Here is a 16,809-nt window from a genome sequence, read left to right on the forward strand (position 1 = left end):
AAACGCTCCCTTAAAATGTAGTATAATCATTTTAACACAAAACACGAACGATTGCTAAATTTTTTAAGTATAATGTTCGTGTTATATAGTTGTCTAGATGATTGGTTATGTAAATTCAATTTGCCATTTGAAATAACATTCCGTAAGATGAGAGATAGAGTATATTTAGAGCTGGAGGAAAGAAAGTGGAATTTGTATTTTTAGGAACTGGTGCAGGTGTTCCTTCAAAAGGAAGGAACGTTTCAGCAATTGCTTTACAATTGTTAGAAGAACGAGGACAAACTTGGTTATTTGATTGTGGCGAGGCCACGCAACATCAAATATTACATACATCTGTACGTCCGCGCCGCATTGAAAAAATATTTATTACGCATTTACATGGCGATCATATTTTTGGATTGCCTGGTTTATTAGGTAGCCGTTCATTTCAAGGAGGAACTACGCCTTTAACGGTGTATGGACCGAAAGGAATTAAACAATTTATTGAAGTGGCATTATCGGTAAGTACGACACATGTGAAATATCCACTTGAAGTTGTGGAGATAACAGAAGAAGGTACCGTATTTGAAGATAATGAATTTTATGTAGAAACGAAAAGATTGTCACACGGTATAGAATGTTTTGGATATCGTATTGTAGAGAAAGATATACAAGGTGCTCTTTTAGTTGATAAGTTGCTTGAGATGGGTGTGAAACCAGGTCCAATCTTTAAACGTTTAAAGGATGGAGAAGTAGTTGAATTAGAGGATGGCACGATATTAAATGGAAATGAGTTTATCGGCCCACCTCAAAAGGGAAGAATTATTACTATCTTAGGTGATACGCGATATTGCGAAGCGAGTAGGGAGCTTGCGCAAGATGCAGATGTACTTGTCCATGAAGCGACTTTCGCAGCAGAAGATGAGCAACAAGCGCATGATTATTTTCATTCCACATCTAAGCAAGCTGCGAGCATTGCACTTCAGGCAAATGCGAAGCGATTAATCTTAACTCACATTAGTTCTCGCTATCAAGGAGATACATATAAGGAATTATTGAAAGAGGCAAGAGAGTTGTTTTCTAATACAGAAATAGCGACAGATTTGAAATCATTCCCAGTAGAAAAATAATAATTTTGTAAAAAATGGTAACGATGGGTTGCCATTTTTTTATGTCTAAAAAAATTTAAAAATAAAACTGTTATTATTTTATACTTATACTTGGATGATACAGAAAATTAGAATGGTTTGAATATATACGATAAAAATACGAAATAATGATTATTTAGAAAAACTGTTATATAAGTCAGATGACATACAAGTGATACAAATAGCAGGAATGGACTTTTATTCAGAACTTTTAAAATTCAACAAAAGTAAGCGTTTTATAAAAAACAAGCTATAATGAGGGCAGATTATAATTTATGATAAGTCACATGCTTTTTAGTTATTATCGTAACAAGTGAAGTTGACTAAACCATGAGAGAGTAACATGAGAATTATAATAGGAAAGATATCGCTTGTTTATGCTATCCTTGCAATGGCTTCTGTGTTAAACTTTGGATTGCTACCAGACTTTATTGTGGATTATCTTATATCATTTTTTAATGAAAATAATGCTAAGATTCTTATGTATTATTATAACTGGTATTATTTCAGGTTATATTGGATTACTTTTATTTAAAAATTATCCAATTCATACAGCAGAACAAATTCGTGGTACAACTGGAAAAGCGACAGATGTAGCAGGTTAATAGAATAGTAGAATAAATTTTTGCATAGAGGTTTAGGGGGAGTTATGATGAAGTATCGCTCAGTATTTGATATTATCGGTCCAGTTATGATTGGACCATCAAGTTCACATACAGCAGGCGCGGCAAGAATGGGGCAAGTTGCTCGCCAGCTGTTTCGTCATGAACCAGAAAGAGTAAGCATTTCGTTATATGGATCATTTGCAAAGACGTATCGAGGGCATGGTACGGATGTAGCACTAATCGGTGGAATATTAGGATTTGAAACAGATGACTTACGTATTCCAGAGGCGCTAGAAATAGCAAAAGAGCGCGGAATTGAAGTGGAATTCATTGAAGAAGATGCCAATGCACCTCACCCAAATACAGCGAAAATTCGTTTGTATAAAGGTGAAGAAGAAATTGAAGTTGTTGCTTGCTCAATTGGTGGCGGTAAAATTGAAGTTGTAGAATTAAACGGATTCGATCTTCAATTATCAGGCACAAGTCCAGCACTACTTATTGTAAATAACGATCGCTTTGGTGCTATTGCAGCAGTAGCTTCAATCCTTGCTACAAACGAGATTAACATTAGTACAATGAGTGTTTCTCGTAAAGAAAAAGGAAGAAGAGCGCTTATGGTTATTGAAACAGATGAATTATTAGCAGATGAAGTGATTGAAGAAATAAAAGCGCAACAAAATATTTGTCAAGTAACTATTATGGATTAATTGCAGGGGGGACACACCATGTTTCGGAACGCAGCGGAACTAGTGGCGCAAGCTAAAGAACAAAATGTAAAAATCGCAGAAATTATGATTCAATGTGAAATGGAAACAAGAAGTATTTCACGTGAAGAAGTAATTGCTGGTATGGAAAAGAACTTAGTCGTGATGGAGCAAGCAGTAGAACGTGGTATTCGCGGCGTGAAATCACCAACTGGTTTAACTGGTGGAGATGCTGTAAAAGTTCAAGCGTATATGAAGAGCGGAAAAGGCTTATCTGGAGATACGATTTTGGATGCAGTAAGCAAAGCTGTTGCAACAAATGAAGTAAACGCAGCGATGGGAATTATTTGTGCAACACCAACAGCAGGTTCTGCTGGAACAGTGCCAGGTGTACTATTTGCACTAAGAGAAAAATTGCAGCCTACACGTGAAGAAATGATTGAATTCTTATTTACAGCAGGAGCTTTCGGTATGGTTGTTGCGAATAACGCTTGTATTTCTGGTGCAGCGGGAGGATGCCAAGCTGAAGTTGGTTCAGCAAGTGGAATGGCGGCTGCAGCCGCAGTTGAGATGGCTGGTGGAACACAAGATCAAGCAGCTACAGCGATGGCAATTTCATTAAAGAACATGCTTGGTTTAGTGTGTGATCCTGTTGCAGGACTTGTAGAAGTACCTTGTGTAAAACGTAATGCAGCAGGAGCTGCAAATGCGATGATTTCAGCAGATTTAGCATTAGCTGGTGTAACGAGTACAATTCCATGTGATGAAGTAATTGAGGCAATGTTTAGAATCGGACAAACGATGCCAGTAGCACTTCGTGAAACAGCGGAAGGTGGACTTGCAGCAACGCCGACTGGTCGTCGCCTGCAAGAAGAGATTTTTGGGAAGAACAATAACTAAGTGTAATTATAGAAAAAGGAGCTCAAATAAACTTGAGCTCCTTTTTTTATTTTTCTTTTGTTAGTTGTTCTAATGTTTTTCCAAGATTATGTGATCGTTCCGTTGCCTGTGTAATACAAGAAATAAGTGCTTGTTGAAATTTATGTTCTTGTAATACTTCAATACCTGCTTCGGTAGTTCCACCAGGAGAAGTAATTTCCTTTCTCAAAATAGAAGGGTGTTTGTCACTTGCTTTTAGCATTTCAGCAGCACCAATCATCGTTTGAAGAATAAGTGATTTTGCAACATCTTTTTTTAAACCGATTTTTTTTGCAGCTTCTTCCATAGCTTCCACTACGTAATAAATATAAGCAGGTCCACTTCCGGATAATGCAGTGACAGCATGCATATCTTCTTCCTCTACAACAGAGACGAGACCAATCGTTTCAAATAAAGATGTTGCAGTGCGAATATGTTCCGCTGTTGCATGTTTCGAAGGGGAGATAGCGGTAGCTGATTTTAAAATGGCTGCGGATGTATTTGGCATTGCACGAATAATTGGAACGTCTTTTTGAAGTAGTTTTCTAATTGAGTGAGTAGAAACACCTGCTAGTAATGAAATAATAAGCACGTTATTATTTATGTATTCTTTAAAAGGGATAAGCGCCTCTGCAACATCCTTTGGTTTCATTGCTAGAAAAAGAATATTTGCATCAGTAAGTAATTCTTTTTTATTATGAGTACCTTTGACACCGTATTTTTTATGTAGCTCTTGTAATCTTGTCTCGTTAGAACGATTACTTACAGTAATTTGTTCACATTTAACAACATTTGCATGTAACAAGCCACCAATAATAGCTTCAGCAATAGAGCCTGCACCGAGAAAGGAAATGTTTTGAATAGACATGATGTTCCTCCTTTAATTTTGGTTAGAAATTCTTATAAATGTACATACATTCGTTTTTTTATAGGAAACACCTCTTTTTATCTGAAAATAATGACAAATATATATAGAAGTTGTAAACTGAAGAAGTATTCATTTTTGAACCGGAAAGAGACAGGGGGGCTAAGCATGACGGCGATTCACCGAATGGAGATTCCTGTACCATTTGCAGTGGAAACTGTGAATGTGTTTTTAGTTGAGGGGGAGACATTAACATTAATTGATACAGGGACGAATACAGAAGAGGCAAGAAATGCGTTAGAAAGTCAATTAGGTACATTAGGACATACGATAGAAGATATTGAAACAGTAGTCATTACGCATCATCATGCAGATCATTGTGGACTTTTAAATATATTTTCTGAGAAGACGAATATTATTGGACATCCTTGGAATGAGCCTTGGATCACACAAAATCCAGAGTTTTTAAAGCGGTATCATGAATTTTTTAGAGAGACGGCCTTACAGTTTGGTGTGCCAGTAGCATTTTTGAAAGACGAGTCGTTATTGACGACGAGGACACTTAAATATTCTTGTAATAGATCGTTAACGCATACTGTGAGAGAAGGAGATCGTATTAATTCTTTGCCTGGATTTACAGTGCTTGAAACACCAGGTCATGCTTCTACTCATATTTCTTTATATAGAGAATCTGATGGAATATTAATTGGTGGAGATGCTCTCATTAGTCATATTTCTTCGAATCCAATACTAGAACCACCATATGAAGGGCAAACAGAACGGGCACGCCCATTACTACAATATAATCAAACATTACAGCGTTTAAGCGAAATGAATATTTCACGCATTTTATCAGGGCATGGGGAAGATGTTCTAAATGTGAAACAACTTATTGAAACGAGATTACAAAAGCAAGAAACACGTGCTTTTAAAGTACTTGAGTTATTAAAGGAAAAACCAATGACAGCATTTGAAGTATGTGTAAAACTATTTCCGGTATTATATAAAGAACAATTACCACTTACTATTTCAGAAACGGTTGGACAATTGGACTATTTAGCATATAATCAACAAGTGATGATTGATGAGTCATCGCAACAATTGATTTATTATGCAAAGTAGGTGACAGCAATGACAGGACGTTTACAAAATAAAGTAATCGTCATTACAGGTGCTTCTAGTGGGATTGGTGAGCAAGTTGCAATGCAAGTTGCAGCACAGGGAGCGACTCCAGTATTAATGGCTCGAACAGAAGAGAAACTACAAGCGTTAGTAGACAAAATTAAAGAAACTTATAATACGCCTTGCTATTATTATGTATTAGATGTAAGTGATGAGATGGAAGTACAGTCTGTTTTTTCAAAGGTATTACAAGAAGTGGGACGTATTGATATATTAGTAAACAATGCGGGATTTGGTATTTTTAAAACGTTTGAAGATGCGTCAATGGGTGAAGTAAAAGATATGTTCCAAGTAAATGTATTTGGATTAGTAGCATGTACGAAAGCGGTACTACCTTATATGGTAAACAAGAATGAAGGACATATTATTAATATCGCTTCACTTGCTGGAAAAATTGCAACTCCGAAATCGAGTGCTTATGCAGCAACGAAACATGCCGTATTAGGATTTACGAATAGTTTACGCATGGAATTAGCCAATACAGATATTTATGTTACAGCAATTAATCCAGGTCCGATAGATACAAACTTTTTTGAAATAGCGGATCAATCTGGTACATATGTAAAGAATATGGGACGTTACATGTTAAAACCAACATACGTAGCAGAACAAATCGTAAAGTCGATGCACACGAAAAAACGTGAAGTAAACTTACCGAAGTGGATGGGAATTGGCCCGAAACTTTATGCTTTATTCCCAGGTTTATTTGAACGTGTAGCAGGTAAATCATTAAGTAAAAAATAGGAGATTTCCATATGGAAATCTCCTATTTTTTATTGTTTTCCAGTTACATAATCATAAACAATATCCTCAATTTCCTCGTATAAATCAATTTCAATATTTGAATGAGTCACCGTTTGAATATGTTTCACTAGCATTTCCTGATCTTCTTTTGATATTGGACTGCATTGATATTGTTGAAAACTTTTTATAATCATTTTCTCAATTAATTTTTCGTTCATATTTTTCCCCGCCTGTATGTACGTATGTATTGTTTTATTGTACTTGAAGTGAAATAAAAAAACTACTATGCACTATTTTTGTATAAAAATTCGGTTGAGTATATTATTTTTCTAATAAAATTAAGTTTTTTTAGATTTAAAAATTTATAAATATTTAATTGACTCTATAAATATACAATATTATAATCATACTTAATTTAAAGAATCGATATGAGGAGGAACTTATGAAAGTCGCAATTATTGGAGCCACTGGATATGGGGGCATTGAGTTAATTCGTTTATTAGAACAACATCCATATTTTTCGATAGCATCTCTCCATTCTTTTTCACAAGTTGGTGAGTGTATAACAAATGTATATCCGCATCTTCGAAATGTCCTTTTTCATACGTTACAAGAAATTGATGTGGAGACGATAGGAAAAGAAGCAGAAATCGTATTTCTAGCAACCCCAGCAGGAGTATCGGCGGAGTTAACTCCCAAGTTATTAGCAGAAGGTTTAAAAGTAATTGACCTATCTGGAGACTTTCGTATGATAGATCCTTCGTCATATGAACTGTGGTATAAAAGGCCAGCAGCGAAAGAAGAAATTCTTAGAAAAGCAGTGTATGGGTTAAGTGAATGGAAAAGGACTGGGATTCAAAAGGCGAATTTAATTGCAAACCCAGGATGTTTTGCTACAGCCACATTGCTAGCGATAGCGCCGTTAGTACGTAGCGGCATGATTGAAGAAGATTCGATTATTATTGATGCGAAATCAGGGGTATCAGGAGCAGGTAAAACACCAACAACAATGACTCACTTTCCTGAGCTATATGATAACTTGCACATTTATAAAGTGAATGAGCATCAGCACGTTCCAGAGATTGAGCAAATGCTTACAGAATGGAATAGTGGATCACAGCCAATTACATTTAGCACACATTTAATACCGATATCACGAGGAATCATGATTACACTTTATGCAAAAGTAAAACAAAAGATGGAAATAAAGCAACTTCAAAAATTGTATGAAGAAACGTATGAACAATCGCCTTTCATCCGAATTTGTACGCAAGGGAAATTTCCAAGTCCAAAAGAAGTGAGAGGCTCAAATTATTGTGATATTGGCATAGCTTACGATGAAAGAGCTGAAAGAGTTACGGTCGTTTCTGTTATAGACAATATGATGAAAGGCGCGGCTGGGCAAGCGATTCAAAATGCAAACATAATAGCGGGACTAGAAGAGACAACAGGTTTACAACATATGCCGCTTTATGTATAAGGGGGACATGATGATTAAAGTAGCGTCTATTACAAAATTAGAAAATGGTTCAATTGTAACGCCGAAAGGCTTTTCTGCAATTGGTACTGCAAATGGTTTAAAAAAGGAGAAAAAGGATTTAGGTGCCATCGTTTGTGATGTACCTGCATCATGTGCCGCTGTGTATACAACGAATCAAATACAAGCAGCTCCTTTGCAAGTAACGAAGGATAGTATAACGGCAGAAGGGAAGTTACAAGCAATTATCGTTAATAGTGGAAATGCAAATGCTTGTACTGGAATGAAAGGATTACAAGACGCATACGAGATGCGCGCATTAGGGGCGGAACATTTTGGGATGAAAGAAAATTACGTTGCAGTAGCTTCAACAGGTGTAATTGGTGTTCCACTGCCGATGGATATAATCCGAAAGGGAGTTGCAACTCTTATACCAACGAAGGAAGAAAGTGAAGCATATTGTTTTTCTGAAGCAATTTTAACGACGGATCTTATAACGAAAGAAACTTGCTATGAAATGATTATTGATGGGAAGAAAGTGGCGATTGCGGGTGTTGCAAAAGGTTCAGGGATGATTCATCCGAATATGGCAACGATGCTTAGTTTTATTACGACAGATGCTCATATAGAGCATGACGTATTGCAAACAGTGTTATCCCAAATTACGAATCATACATTTAATCAAATTACGGTAGATGGAGATACTTCTACGAATGATATGGTCATCGTTATGGCAAGTGGATTATCAGAAACAAGACCGATAAATATGGAACATACAGATTGGGAAACTTTCGTATGTGCTTTACAGAAGGTATGTGAAGATTTAGCGAAAAAAATTGCGCAAGATGGTGAAGGAGCTAAGAAGTTAATAGAAGTAAATGTGCTAGGAGCTCAAACGAATGAAGAGGCAAAAAAAATTGCAAAGCAAATAGTCGGTTCGAGTCTTGTGAAAACAGCAATACATGGTGAAGACCCAAACTGGGGGCGGATTATTAGCAGTATTGGACAAAGTGAAGTAGCTATTAATCCGAACACAATTGACATTACTCTTCAATCTATATCGGTATTAAAAAATAGTGAGCCTCAAATATTTTCTGAAGAAGAAATGAAAGAGAGATTACAAGAAGATGAAATAGTCATTAATGTGTACTTACACTTAGGTGAAGAGACAGGATCAGCTTGGGGCTGTGACTTAAGCTATGAATATGTGAAAATAAATGCTTGTTATCGTACATAAGGAGAGAGAAGATGAGCGATTATATTGTAGTGAAATGCGGCGGTAGTATGTTGAATCAATTAAATGCTGTGTTTTTTGATTGTATAAAGAAATTGCAACAGAAGTATAAAGTAGTGATTGTTCATGGTGGTGGGCCAGAAATTGATGCCAAATTAAAAGATTGTAACATCAACGTAGAAAAAAGAGATGGATTACGCGTAACACCAAAAGAAGTTATGGATGTTGTTCAAATGGTGCTATGCGGAAGTACGAATAAAAAACTCGTAATGAATTTACAAAAGCATAATTTACTTGCTGTAGGTTGTTCGGGGTGTGACGGTAATTTACTTCAAGTTCAACCTGTCAGCGAGGAGATAGGATATGTGGGAGAAGTAAGTTATGTCGAAACGTCCTTATTAAAAGGGCTAATGAATATGAATTATATTCCTGTTATTGCTCCAATCGGGGTAAATGGTAATGAAATTTATAACATAAATGCGGACAATGCTGCAGCTGGGATTGCGGCCGCGTTAGGGGCAAAAGAGCTTATTTTTATTACGGATGTAGATGGAATATTACATGAAGGGAATTTGGTAAAGGAAACGGATGAATCTGAAATTGCAACTTTTATAGAAACAGGTGTTATTACAGGTGGGATGATTCCGAAAGTACAGGCGGCACTAGCATCATTAAAAATGGGAGTGCAAAAGATAAGTATTGTGAATGGTACAAAAGATTTTACTGAGGTTACGGGAGAGTGTATTGGAACGACGGTAACGAAAGGTGTGAGTATTGCATGACGAGTCATCTTTTTCAAACGTATGGCAGAAGAACTATTGAGTTTGTAAAGGGAACTGGAACGAAAGTTATTGATAATAAAGGTAAGCAATATTTAGATTTTACATCAGGAATTGGCGTATGTAATTTAGGACATTGTCACCCTACTGTTCTCAAAGGTGTACAAGAGCAACTTGATGATATATGGCATATATCTAACCTGTTTACAAACAGCTTACAAGAAGAAGTTGCGTCATTATTAACAGAAAATAGAGCATTAGATTATGTGTTTTTCTGTAATAGTGGGGCAGAGGCAAATGAAGCGGCTTTAAAGTTAGCACGTAAGCATACTGGAAAATCTCTCGTCGTAACATGCCAGCAGTCTTTTCACGGTAGAACATTTGGAACGATGAGTGCAACGGGCCAAGATAAGGTGAAAGAAGGATTTGGTCCATTACTTCCATCTTTTTTACATATCCCTTTTAACGATATTAAAGCATTAGAGGAAGTAATGAATGAAGAAGTTGCGGCGGTAATGGTAGAAGTTGTTCAAGGAGAGGGAGGAGTAATACCTGCTGATCTATCTTTTTTGAAAGAGATTGAAACATTATGTAATAAGTTCGGTTCCTTATTTATTATAGACGAAGTACAAACGGGGATAGGAAGAACTGGAACACTATTCGCTTATGAACAAGTGGGAATAGAGCCTGATATCGTTACCGTTGCAAAGGCACTTGGGAATGGGATTCCTGTCGGAGCGATGATTGGCGGGAAAGAGCTCGGAACGTCGTTTACTGCAGGATCACACGGTTCAACTTTTGGCGGGAATTACATCGCGATGGCTGCAGCGAAAGAAGTATTGCAAGTGAGTAAAAAACCATCGTTTTTAAAAGAAGTACAAGAAAAAGGCGAGTACGTATTAGAGAAGTTGCAAGAGGAATTACAGCATGTCGAATGTATTCAAAATATACGTGGTAAGGGGCTTATGATTGGGATTGAGTGTAAGCATGAAGTTGCAAGTTTTATAGAACAACTAGAAAACGAAGGACTTCTCGTATTACAAGCAGGCCCTAATGTTATAAGACTATTACCGCCACTCATTGTCACGAATGAAGAGTTAGAACAGGCAGTATATATAATAAAAAAAGTAGTTTGTACAAAAAACGTATCAATCATATAAGGGGGAAGTTTCATGTCAACTGTACAAGTACCGAAATTAAATACGAAAGATCTTTTAACACTAGAAGAATTAACGAAAGAAGAAATTATTTCTTTAATTGAGTTCGCTATATATTTAAAAAAGAATAAGCAAGAGCCTTTATTACAAGGCAAAATATTAGGGCTTATTTTTGATAAGCATTCAACTCGTACTCGCGTATCTTTTGAAGCGGGAATGGTACAGCTGGGGGGACATGGTATGTTTTTAAGTGGGAAAGAGATGCAAATGGGGAGAGGAGAAACCGTTTCAGATACTGCGAAAGTATTGTCGCAGTATATTGACGGGATCATGATACGTACATTCTCACACGCGGATGTAGAAGAGCTTGCAAAAGAATCGAGTATTCCTGTTATTAACGGTTTAACGGATGATCATCATCCTTGCCAAGCATTGGCAGACCTCATGACGATATATGAAGAAATAAATACATTTAAAGGAATAAAATTGGCTTACGTAGGTGACGGAAATAATGTATGTCATTCATTGTTGCTAGCGAGTGCAAAAGTCGGAATGCATATGACTGTTGCAACGCCTGTAGGATATGAACCGAATGAAGAGATTGTAAAAAAAGCGTTAGCGATTGCCAAGGAAACAGGAGCTGAAATTGAAGTTTTGCATGATCCTGAATTAGCGGTGAATGAAGCAGATTTCATTTATACTGACGTTTGGATGAGCATGGGGCAAGAGGACGAAGAAGAGAAATATTCTTTATTTCAACCTTACCAAATCAATAACGAACTTGTTAAGTATGCGAAACAAACATATCGTTTCTTACACTGTTTACCTGCCCATCGTGAAGAAGAAGTAACAGGCGAAATTATAGATGGACCACAGTCTATCGTATTTGAGCAAGCTGGTAATCGATTGCATGCTCAAAAAGCGTTATTAGTGAGTTTATTTAAAAATGTAGAAGAGCCTTCCTAAAAGGGAGGTTTTTTTATATTAAAATGTCGGATGTATATTTGGTTAACCATTTCGATATCATTTATAATAAAAGAGAAAACTAAATTTGTTTTTCAGAGTGTGTAAGGACATACTACATATAAAAATATAGTTAAAGAGATGATGAGGGTGAAAACAACTAAGAAAACATATTCGTTTTTTCAGCGGATGTGGAGAATATTAAAGTTTCAATATTATAAGTTGCTTCGATCGCCAGAAGGCGCAAAGAAAGTATCGTTAGGGTTTGCTATAGGATTCGGCTTAGAAATGTTAGTCATTTATACGGCATCGCTCGTATATGTAATATTTTATCCAATCGTCAGGTTAGCAAAGGGATCTTTTCCAGCGGCAGTTATTGGCAATATTATTGGGAAAATATCGTTTCTCCCAGTATTTTTATTTCCGCTTGCGTATGCGCTAGGAAAAATGATTTATCCATTTCATGTACAGAAAATTCATCATGAACCATTTACGATATCGGACTTGTTTTCAAGTCACATTTTTACGATATTAAAGAGCTTATTACAAAGTGAAGTGTATGTATTAATTGGAATGACGATTTTAGGAGTTGTGTTTGGTCTCATTTCGTATTTCGTTGTGCATTATTTATACGAAAAGAACCGTAAGTTACGTTTGAAGAAAAGGAAGAAACGAGTGAGAGAACCACTTGTACAATTATAAACAATGTCACATTCATTTTCTCCTTTGAATATGTTTAAGAAAAAGGAGGAGAGGATAATGTATTATTATTACGTACCTCAAGTATATCCATATGTAAATTATTATCCGGTTTATGATACGAGTAGACAATACGAATTATATCGGCAACAACAATTACAGCAATTATCACAAATACCACAATTACCACAACAACAGCCTACACAGGAAAAAAAACCATATTTAACAACATGGCCATATTCCAATGTGTACTATGGTAACTATTACGAATCATAAAGCTGCTTCTATTTAGAAGCAGCTTTATACGTTTGTTTTCAAAATTAAATTTTGAATGGTTTGAAGAGAATGAATGAGCTTTTCGCGCTCTTCCTCAGATAATGTTTGGAAATTTTCTTTTAGTTTGTCTAAAATGAATTGCTGATACTGATTTACTAATAATTTCCCTTCAGCTGTTAGAGAAATTAAAATGACCCGTCGATCTTTTTCGCTATAATGACGCTCTATTAGTTCTTCTTGAATAAGTTTGTTTAATAGAGGTGTCATGTTAGGCCGTGAAATCGCTAGCCGCTTGCCGATTTCGGAAACTGCTAATGTGCCGTTTTCATGCAAAAGCAGTAATACTTGTGTATGTGATGGCGGCATATGTCTTTGAGAAGAAAATTCTCCAGGAAGCATAAATTTGCGATAAAAAAGAGGCACTAGCGAAAGAAGATGATCAACAATACGTTCCCACTCGCGTGATTCCATATAAAGGCCCCCTTCCACTATCATTGTAACAAAAAAGACATGTTATAAAAATAGAATTGTTTCATGGGAATTTTAATATTTGTAGGCCAATACTTTTTTTGTAAATGAATCGGCAATAATCGTATAGCCTTTATCATTTGGGTGTACTTGGTCAAAGAGCAATTCTTTTTTATCATTCGATATTAATTTACGAATTGGCAAAACGATAGATGGTTGATTCACTTTTGCAATGGAATAAACGGATTCATTCCAGCCGTCTAAAAACATATCTGCATAACTTGCGATGGAGTCATCGAGTTGTAACGGGTTATAGAGTTCAGAAAGAATGAGTAAAGCATCCGGATTTTGATCTCGGACTGTCTTTACAATATTTTTTACATCCGCTTCAAAATGAGCTTTTTCTTTATTTAACATTTTAATACCGTCTATAACACCGACATCACGATTTAAGCGAAATAAATTATTTCCCCCAATATTAATTGTAATGATATTTGCTGCTCTAATTTTTTGCTTTACATCTTCTGATTGAACTTTTTTAGCGAGACGATCTGTTGTAAGACCGTTTATCCCAAGGTTTTCTACTGTAATTGGTTTATGAATTTGTGCTTCTATTTGCTTAGAAGCTAATTCAGCAAATCCACCTTGTGTCGATCCATATCCTTTAGCGAGTGAATCACCTAATACAAGATGATAAAAAGATTCGTTTGTTTGCTTATCAATCCAATTTGGGGCAGATGTTTTTTCTATTTTTTCTTCAGATTCATTTTGTTTTGTCTCGTCGTTCTTTTCAAAATAAGAATAAGAAATGATCAGAAGGAGGAGACAAACAATTGTTAAGATGACTTTTTTCATAAATTCATCCTCCTTGTAATTGGTAATTGTATCATATTCAGCAGTATTAGCAATGTAAGGGCATATTATATGTTTATGAAAAGTTTATAATAACTTTACAGAAAATTTGTTGAAGTTTGTCAAAAAATATTGACGATAGGAAAGAACTTTATATATGATAATGTCAGATAAGGTGAAATTTTAATTAGTGGGAGCTTTATTTCCTATTAATTGTTAGTCTTCATCAATCGAGCGTTTAAGGGGACTACTCGTTAGCGCAGGGTGAAATGAAAATTGTGTCTCTAATAGAAGAAAAAAGGTATGTGGTTAGAGACAGATAGGGATTCATTTCATTATTTCTGGTAATTGTATAAGGGGGATTTTTTGTGAAAAAGTCAAAAAAAATGCTAGCTGGAGCAACTCTTGCGATTGGTGTAATGGCACCGCAAGTAATGCCAGCAACAGCTCATGCAGATGAGAACACTGGGGAGAGTACAGTTAACTTACGAATTCTAGAAACATCAGATATTCACGTTAACTTAATGAATTACGATTATTATCAAACGAAAACAGATAATAAAGTAGGTCTTGTACAAACGGCAACACTCGTTAATAAAGCACGTGAAGAAGTGAAAAACTCTGTCCTATTTGATGATGGGGATGCATTACAAGGGACACCGCTTGGGGATTACGTAGCGAATAAAATAAAAGATCCGAAGAATCGTGTGGAGCCTAGTTATACACATCCATTATATCGTGTAATGAATTTAATGAAGTATGACGTCATCTCTCTTGGGAATCATGAATTTAACTACGGTTTAGATTATTTAAACAAAGTGATTGAAAAAACGGATTTCCCGGTTATTAACTCGAATGTATATAAAGTTGACCATGATGATAAGGAAGAGAACGATGAAAATTATTTTAAACCATATCATATTTTAAAGAAAGAAGTAGTGGATGAAGCAGGCCAAAAACAAATAGTGAAAATTGGTGTAATGGGATTTGTTCCACCACAAATCATGAACTGGGATAAAGCGAACTTAGAAGGAAAAGTAAAAGCGAAAGACATCGTCGCAACAGCAAAAATAATGGTGAAAAAAATGCAAAATGAGGGTGCGGATATTATCGTTGCATTGGCTCATTCAGGCGTCGATAAGAGCGAATATAAAGAAGTGAATAAAATGGAAAATGCATCATATCATTTAGCAACACAAGTTCCTGGCGTAGATGCAGTATTAATGGGACATTCACATACTGAAGTGAAGGATGTATTTAATGGTGTTCCAGTTGTAATGCCTGGTGTTTTTGGTAGTAACTTAGGTATTATTGATATGCAATTGAAAAAGGTAAACGGAACATGGGAAGTGCAAAAAGATCAGTCTAAGCCGCAACTTCGTCCGATTGCTGATAGTAAAGGTAATCCATTAGTAGAATCTGATCAAAAATTAGTTAATGAAATTAAAGATGAACATGAAAAGACAATCGAATATGTAAATACACATGTAGGTGAAACGAAAGCACCAATTAATAGTTATTTTTCATTAGTACAAGATGATCCTTCTGTACAAATTGTGACAAATGCGCAAAAATGGTATGTAGAACAAGAACTTAAAAAACCAGAATACGAAAAGATTAAAGATATTCCGGTTTTATCTGCAGGTGCACCATTTAAAGCAGGTGGCCGAAACGGTGCAACATATTATACTGATATTCCAGCTGGAACGTTAGCGATTAAAAACGTTGCAGATTTATACGTATATCCAAATACGTTATATGCTGTAAAAGTAAATGGGGCACAAGTGAAAGAATGGCTTGAAATGTCTGCAGGTCAGTTTAATCAAATTAATCCTAAACCAAAAGAAAAAATTGAACAGCAATTGGTGAATACAGGATATCCTACATATAACTTTGATATTATAGATGGTTTAAAATATGAAATTGATGTAACACAACCGGCGAAATACGATAAAGATGGAAAAGTTGTAAATGCAAATACGAATCGTATTGTAAATATGACATATGAAGGTAAGCCAGTAGCTGATGATCAAGAGTTTATTGTTGCTACAAATAATTATCGCGGTAGCAGTAAAACGTTCCCTGGTGTAAGTGAAGGAGAAGTTATTTACCAATCGCAAGATGAAACACGTCAAATCATAGTGAAATATATGCAAGAAACACCGGCTATTAATCCGACAGCCGATCAAAATTGGACATTTAAACCGATTGTTGCAGATAAATTAATTACAACATTTGATTCTTCACCAAAAGCAAAAGAGTATATAAAGAAAGATGGAAAGATATCATATCTTGGACCATCTGAAAATGAATTTGCTAAATATGCAATTGATATAACGAAGAAGAACGATGATAAAGAAACTGGTGAAGGAAACCCAACGACACCGCCGAAAGGTGATGGAGGAAATCCGACGACACCACCAACAGGTGGGGGAGAAAATCCAACGACACCGCCAACAGGTAATGGAGAAAACCCAACACCACCAACAGAAGAAGGTAATAATGGTAATGAACCAAAGCAAGATGGAAACAATACTGGATCTGGACAAACTACAACAGATGATCAAAATACAAAAGAAACAACAACAACTGTAAGTGAAAATAAAGAAGCTGAAAAAGATGAACGTGATTTACCGAAAACAGGTGCAAGTATTGCTTCTACAATTGGAGCTGGTCTTGCGTTTGTTGGAGCGGGATTACTTATGTTATTTAGAAGAAAGAAAGCGAATAGATAGTCGAGAAATATAAAAAGGATTACC

At 35.9% G+C, this 16,809-nt stretch carries 18 protein-coding genes; 14 read left to right on the forward strand and 4 right to left on the reverse strand.

Annotated features, from left to right (window positions below):
* The first annotated feature begins 185 nt into the window (after window positions 1–185).
* The 4 genes from rnz (at window position 186) to sdaAA (ending at window position 3,336) form a co-directional block, all read left to right on the forward strand.
* Complete coding sequence (rnz, locus tag MRP26_RS06135) at window positions 186–1,109, forward strand: ribonuclease Z (protein WP_000397454.1); 924 nt, start codon at window positions 186–188, stop codon at window positions 1,107–1,109.
* Window positions 1,110–1,594: 485 nt separating this feature from the next.
* Window positions 1,595–1,732 carry a hypothetical protein gene (locus MRP26_RS06140; protein ID WP_000943432.1) on the forward strand — a complete coding sequence of 46 codons (138 nt, stop codon included), beginning with the start codon at window positions 1,595–1,597 and terminating at the stop codon, window positions 1,730–1,732.
* A 47-nt stretch (window positions 1,733–1,779) separates the two neighbouring features.
* Window positions 1,780–2,439 carry an L-serine ammonia-lyase, iron-sulfur-dependent subunit beta gene (sdaAB, locus tag MRP26_RS06145; RefSeq protein WP_000877449.1) on the forward strand — a complete coding sequence of 220 codons (660 nt, stop codon included), beginning with the start codon at window positions 1,780–1,782 and terminating at the stop codon, window positions 2,437–2,439.
* An 18-nt stretch (window positions 2,440–2,457) separates the two neighbouring features.
* Window positions 2,458–3,336 carry an L-serine ammonia-lyase, iron-sulfur-dependent, subunit alpha gene (gene sdaAA, locus MRP26_RS06150; protein WP_000489461.1) on the forward strand — a complete coding sequence of 293 codons (879 nt, stop codon included), beginning with the start codon at window positions 2,458–2,460 and terminating at the stop codon, window positions 3,334–3,336.
* A 46-nt stretch (window positions 3,337–3,382) separates the two neighbouring features.
* Here sdaAA and proI read toward each other — a convergent pair whose 3' ends face one another.
* Complete coding sequence (gene proI / locus MRP26_RS06155) at window positions 3,383–4,222, reverse strand: pyrroline-5-carboxylate reductase ProI (RefSeq protein WP_242806040.1); 840 nt, start codon at window positions 4,220–4,222, stop codon at window positions 3,383–3,385.
* A gap of 165 nt (window positions 4,223–4,387) precedes the next feature.
* Between proI and MRP26_RS06160 the strand changes: the two genes are divergently transcribed.
* Both MRP26_RS06160 and MRP26_RS06165 read left to right on the forward strand, forming a co-directional pair.
* On the forward strand, window positions 4,388–5,341 hold the full coding sequence (locus MRP26_RS06160; protein WP_000125135.1) for an MBL fold metallo-hydrolase: 954 nt from the start codon (window positions 4,388–4,390) through the stop codon (window positions 5,339–5,341).
* Between the two features lie 9 nt (window positions 5,342–5,350).
* On the forward strand, window positions 5,351–6,145 hold the full coding sequence (locus tag MRP26_RS06165) for an SDR family NAD(P)-dependent oxidoreductase (protein WP_000147789.1): 795 nt from the start codon (window positions 5,351–5,353) through the stop codon (window positions 6,143–6,145).
* 29 nt (window positions 6,146–6,174) lie between these two features.
* Here MRP26_RS06165 and MRP26_RS06170 read toward each other — a convergent pair whose 3' ends face one another.
* Window positions 6,175–6,363 carry a YqzH family protein gene (locus MRP26_RS06170; RefSeq protein ID WP_001003222.1) on the reverse strand — a complete coding sequence of 63 codons (189 nt, stop codon included), beginning with the start codon at window positions 6,361–6,363 and terminating at the stop codon, window positions 6,175–6,177.
* Window positions 6,364–6,587: 224 nt separating this feature from the next.
* Between MRP26_RS06170 and argC the strand changes: the two genes are divergently transcribed.
* The 7 genes from argC to MRP26_RS06205 all read left to right on the forward strand — a co-directional run bounded on the left by argC (window position 6,588) and on the right by MRP26_RS06205 (window position 12,730).
* Window positions 6,588–7,625: an N-acetyl-gamma-glutamyl-phosphate reductase gene (gene argC / locus MRP26_RS06175; RefSeq protein ID WP_000861239.1), complete on the forward strand. Its 1,038-nt coding sequence runs from the start codon at window positions 6,588–6,590 to the stop codon at window positions 7,623–7,625.
* A 10-nt stretch (window positions 7,626–7,635) separates the two neighbouring features.
* Window positions 7,636–8,859 carry a bifunctional glutamate N-acetyltransferase/amino-acid acetyltransferase ArgJ gene (gene argJ / locus MRP26_RS06180; RefSeq protein WP_050844495.1) on the forward strand — a complete coding sequence of 408 codons (1,224 nt, stop codon included), beginning with the start codon at window positions 7,636–7,638 and terminating at the stop codon, window positions 8,857–8,859.
* 11 nt (window positions 8,860–8,870) lie between these two features.
* Complete coding sequence (gene argB, locus MRP26_RS06185; RefSeq protein ID WP_078400492.1) at window positions 8,871–9,638, forward strand: acetylglutamate kinase; 768 nt, start codon at window positions 8,871–8,873, stop codon at window positions 9,636–9,638.
* Window positions 9,635–10,795, forward strand: a complete 1,161-nt coding sequence (locus MRP26_RS06190; RefSeq protein ID WP_053563690.1) for an acetylornithine transaminase — start codon at window positions 9,635–9,637, stop codon at window positions 10,793–10,795. Before argB ends, MRP26_RS06190 begins: the two co-directional genes overlap by 4 nt.
* Window positions 10,796–10,807: 12 nt before the next feature.
* On the forward strand, window positions 10,808–11,758 hold the full coding sequence (gene argF / locus MRP26_RS06195; RefSeq protein ID WP_242806041.1) for an ornithine carbamoyltransferase: 951 nt from the start codon (window positions 10,808–10,810) through the stop codon (window positions 11,756–11,758).
* A 138-nt stretch (window positions 11,759–11,896) separates the two neighbouring features.
* Window positions 11,897–12,457 carry a DUF2062 domain-containing protein gene (locus tag MRP26_RS06200; protein WP_002005691.1) on the forward strand — a complete coding sequence of 187 codons (561 nt, stop codon included), beginning with the start codon at window positions 11,897–11,899 and terminating at the stop codon, window positions 12,455–12,457.
* Window positions 12,458–12,514: 57 nt separating this feature from the next.
* Window positions 12,515–12,730 carry a hypothetical protein gene (locus MRP26_RS06205; protein ID WP_000291956.1) on the forward strand — a complete coding sequence of 72 codons (216 nt, stop codon included), beginning with the start codon at window positions 12,515–12,517 and terminating at the stop codon, window positions 12,728–12,730.
* A gap of 24 nt (window positions 12,731–12,754) precedes the next feature.
* On the opposite strand, the gene MRP26_RS06210 is transcribed toward MRP26_RS06205, so the two are convergent.
* On the reverse strand, window positions 12,755–13,201 hold the full coding sequence (locus MRP26_RS06210; protein WP_000445819.1) for a MarR family winged helix-turn-helix transcriptional regulator: 447 nt from the start codon (window positions 13,199–13,201) through the stop codon (window positions 12,755–12,757).
* A 72-nt stretch (window positions 13,202–13,273) separates the two neighbouring features.
* Complete coding sequence (locus MRP26_RS06215; RefSeq protein ID WP_242806042.1) at window positions 13,274–14,053, reverse strand: GDSL-type esterase/lipase family protein; 780 nt, start codon at window positions 14,051–14,053, stop codon at window positions 13,274–13,276.
* A gap of 365 nt (window positions 14,054–14,418) precedes the next feature.
* On the opposite strand from MRP26_RS06215, the gene cpdB reads away from it, so the two are divergent.
* The gene (gene cpdB / locus MRP26_RS06220) at window positions 14,419–16,785 is read left to right on the forward strand and encodes a bifunctional 2',3'-cyclic-nucleotide 2'-phosphodiesterase/3'-nucleotidase (protein WP_242806043.1); all 2,367 of its coding nucleotides are present in this window, start codon (window positions 14,419–14,421) and stop codon (window positions 16,783–16,785) included.
* Window positions 16,786–16,809: the final 24 nt, after the last annotated feature.

The organism is Bacillus sp. CCB-MMP212, from assembly GCF_022748145.1.
Taxonomy (GTDB): domain Bacteria; phylum Bacillota; class Bacilli; order Bacillales; family Bacillaceae_G; genus Bacillus_A; species Bacillus_A cereus.

Coding starts and splice junctions, on each gene's coding strand:
- proI (WP_242806040.1), bottom strand. CDS start 4,222: ATGTCTATTCAAAACATTTCCTTTCTCGGTGCAGGCTCTATTGCTGAA.
- sdaAA (WP_000489461.1), top strand. CDS start 2,458: ATGTTTCGGAACGCAGCGGAACTAGTGGCGCAAGCTAAAGAACAAAAT.
- argB (WP_078400492.1), top strand. CDS start 8,871: ATGAGCGATTATATTGTAGTGAAATGCGGCGGTAGTATGTTGAATCAA.
- MRP26_RS06210 (WP_000445819.1), bottom strand. CDS start 13,201: ATGGAATCACGCGAGTGGGAACGTATTGTTGATCATCTTCTTTCGCTA.
- MRP26_RS06205 (WP_000291956.1), top strand. CDS start 12,515: ATGTATTATTATTACGTACCTCAAGTATATCCATATGTAAATTATTAT.
- MRP26_RS06215 (WP_242806042.1), bottom strand. CDS start 14,053: ATGAAAAAAGTCATCTTAACAATTGTTTGTCTCCTCCTTCTGATCATT.
- sdaAB (WP_000877449.1), top strand. CDS start 1,780: ATGAAGTATCGCTCAGTATTTGATATTATCGGTCCAGTTATGATTGGA.
- argF (WP_242806041.1), top strand. CDS start 10,808: ATGTCAACTGTACAAGTACCGAAATTAAATACGAAAGATCTTTTAACA.
- MRP26_RS06160 (WP_000125135.1), top strand. CDS start 4,388: ATGACGGCGATTCACCGAATGGAGATTCCTGTACCATTTGCAGTGGAA.
- MRP26_RS06165 (WP_000147789.1), top strand. CDS start 5,351: ATGACAGGACGTTTACAAAATAAAGTAATCGTCATTACAGGTGCTTCT.
- MRP26_RS06200 (WP_002005691.1), top strand. CDS start 11,897: ATGATGAGGGTGAAAACAACTAAGAAAACATATTCGTTTTTTCAGCGG.
- MRP26_RS06140 (WP_000943432.1), top strand. CDS start 1,595: ATGCTAAGATTCTTATGTATTATTATAACTGGTATTATTTCAGGTTAT.
- argJ (WP_050844495.1), top strand. CDS start 7,636: ATGATTAAAGTAGCGTCTATTACAAAATTAGAAAATGGTTCAATTGTA.
- MRP26_RS06170 (WP_001003222.1), bottom strand. CDS start 6,363: ATGAACGAAAAATTAATTGAGAAAATGATTATAAAAAGTTTTCAACAA.
- MRP26_RS06190 (WP_053563690.1), top strand. CDS start 9,635: ATGACGAGTCATCTTTTTCAAACGTATGGCAGAAGAACTATTGAGTTT.
- argC (WP_000861239.1), top strand. CDS start 6,588: ATGAAAGTCGCAATTATTGGAGCCACTGGATATGGGGGCATTGAGTTA.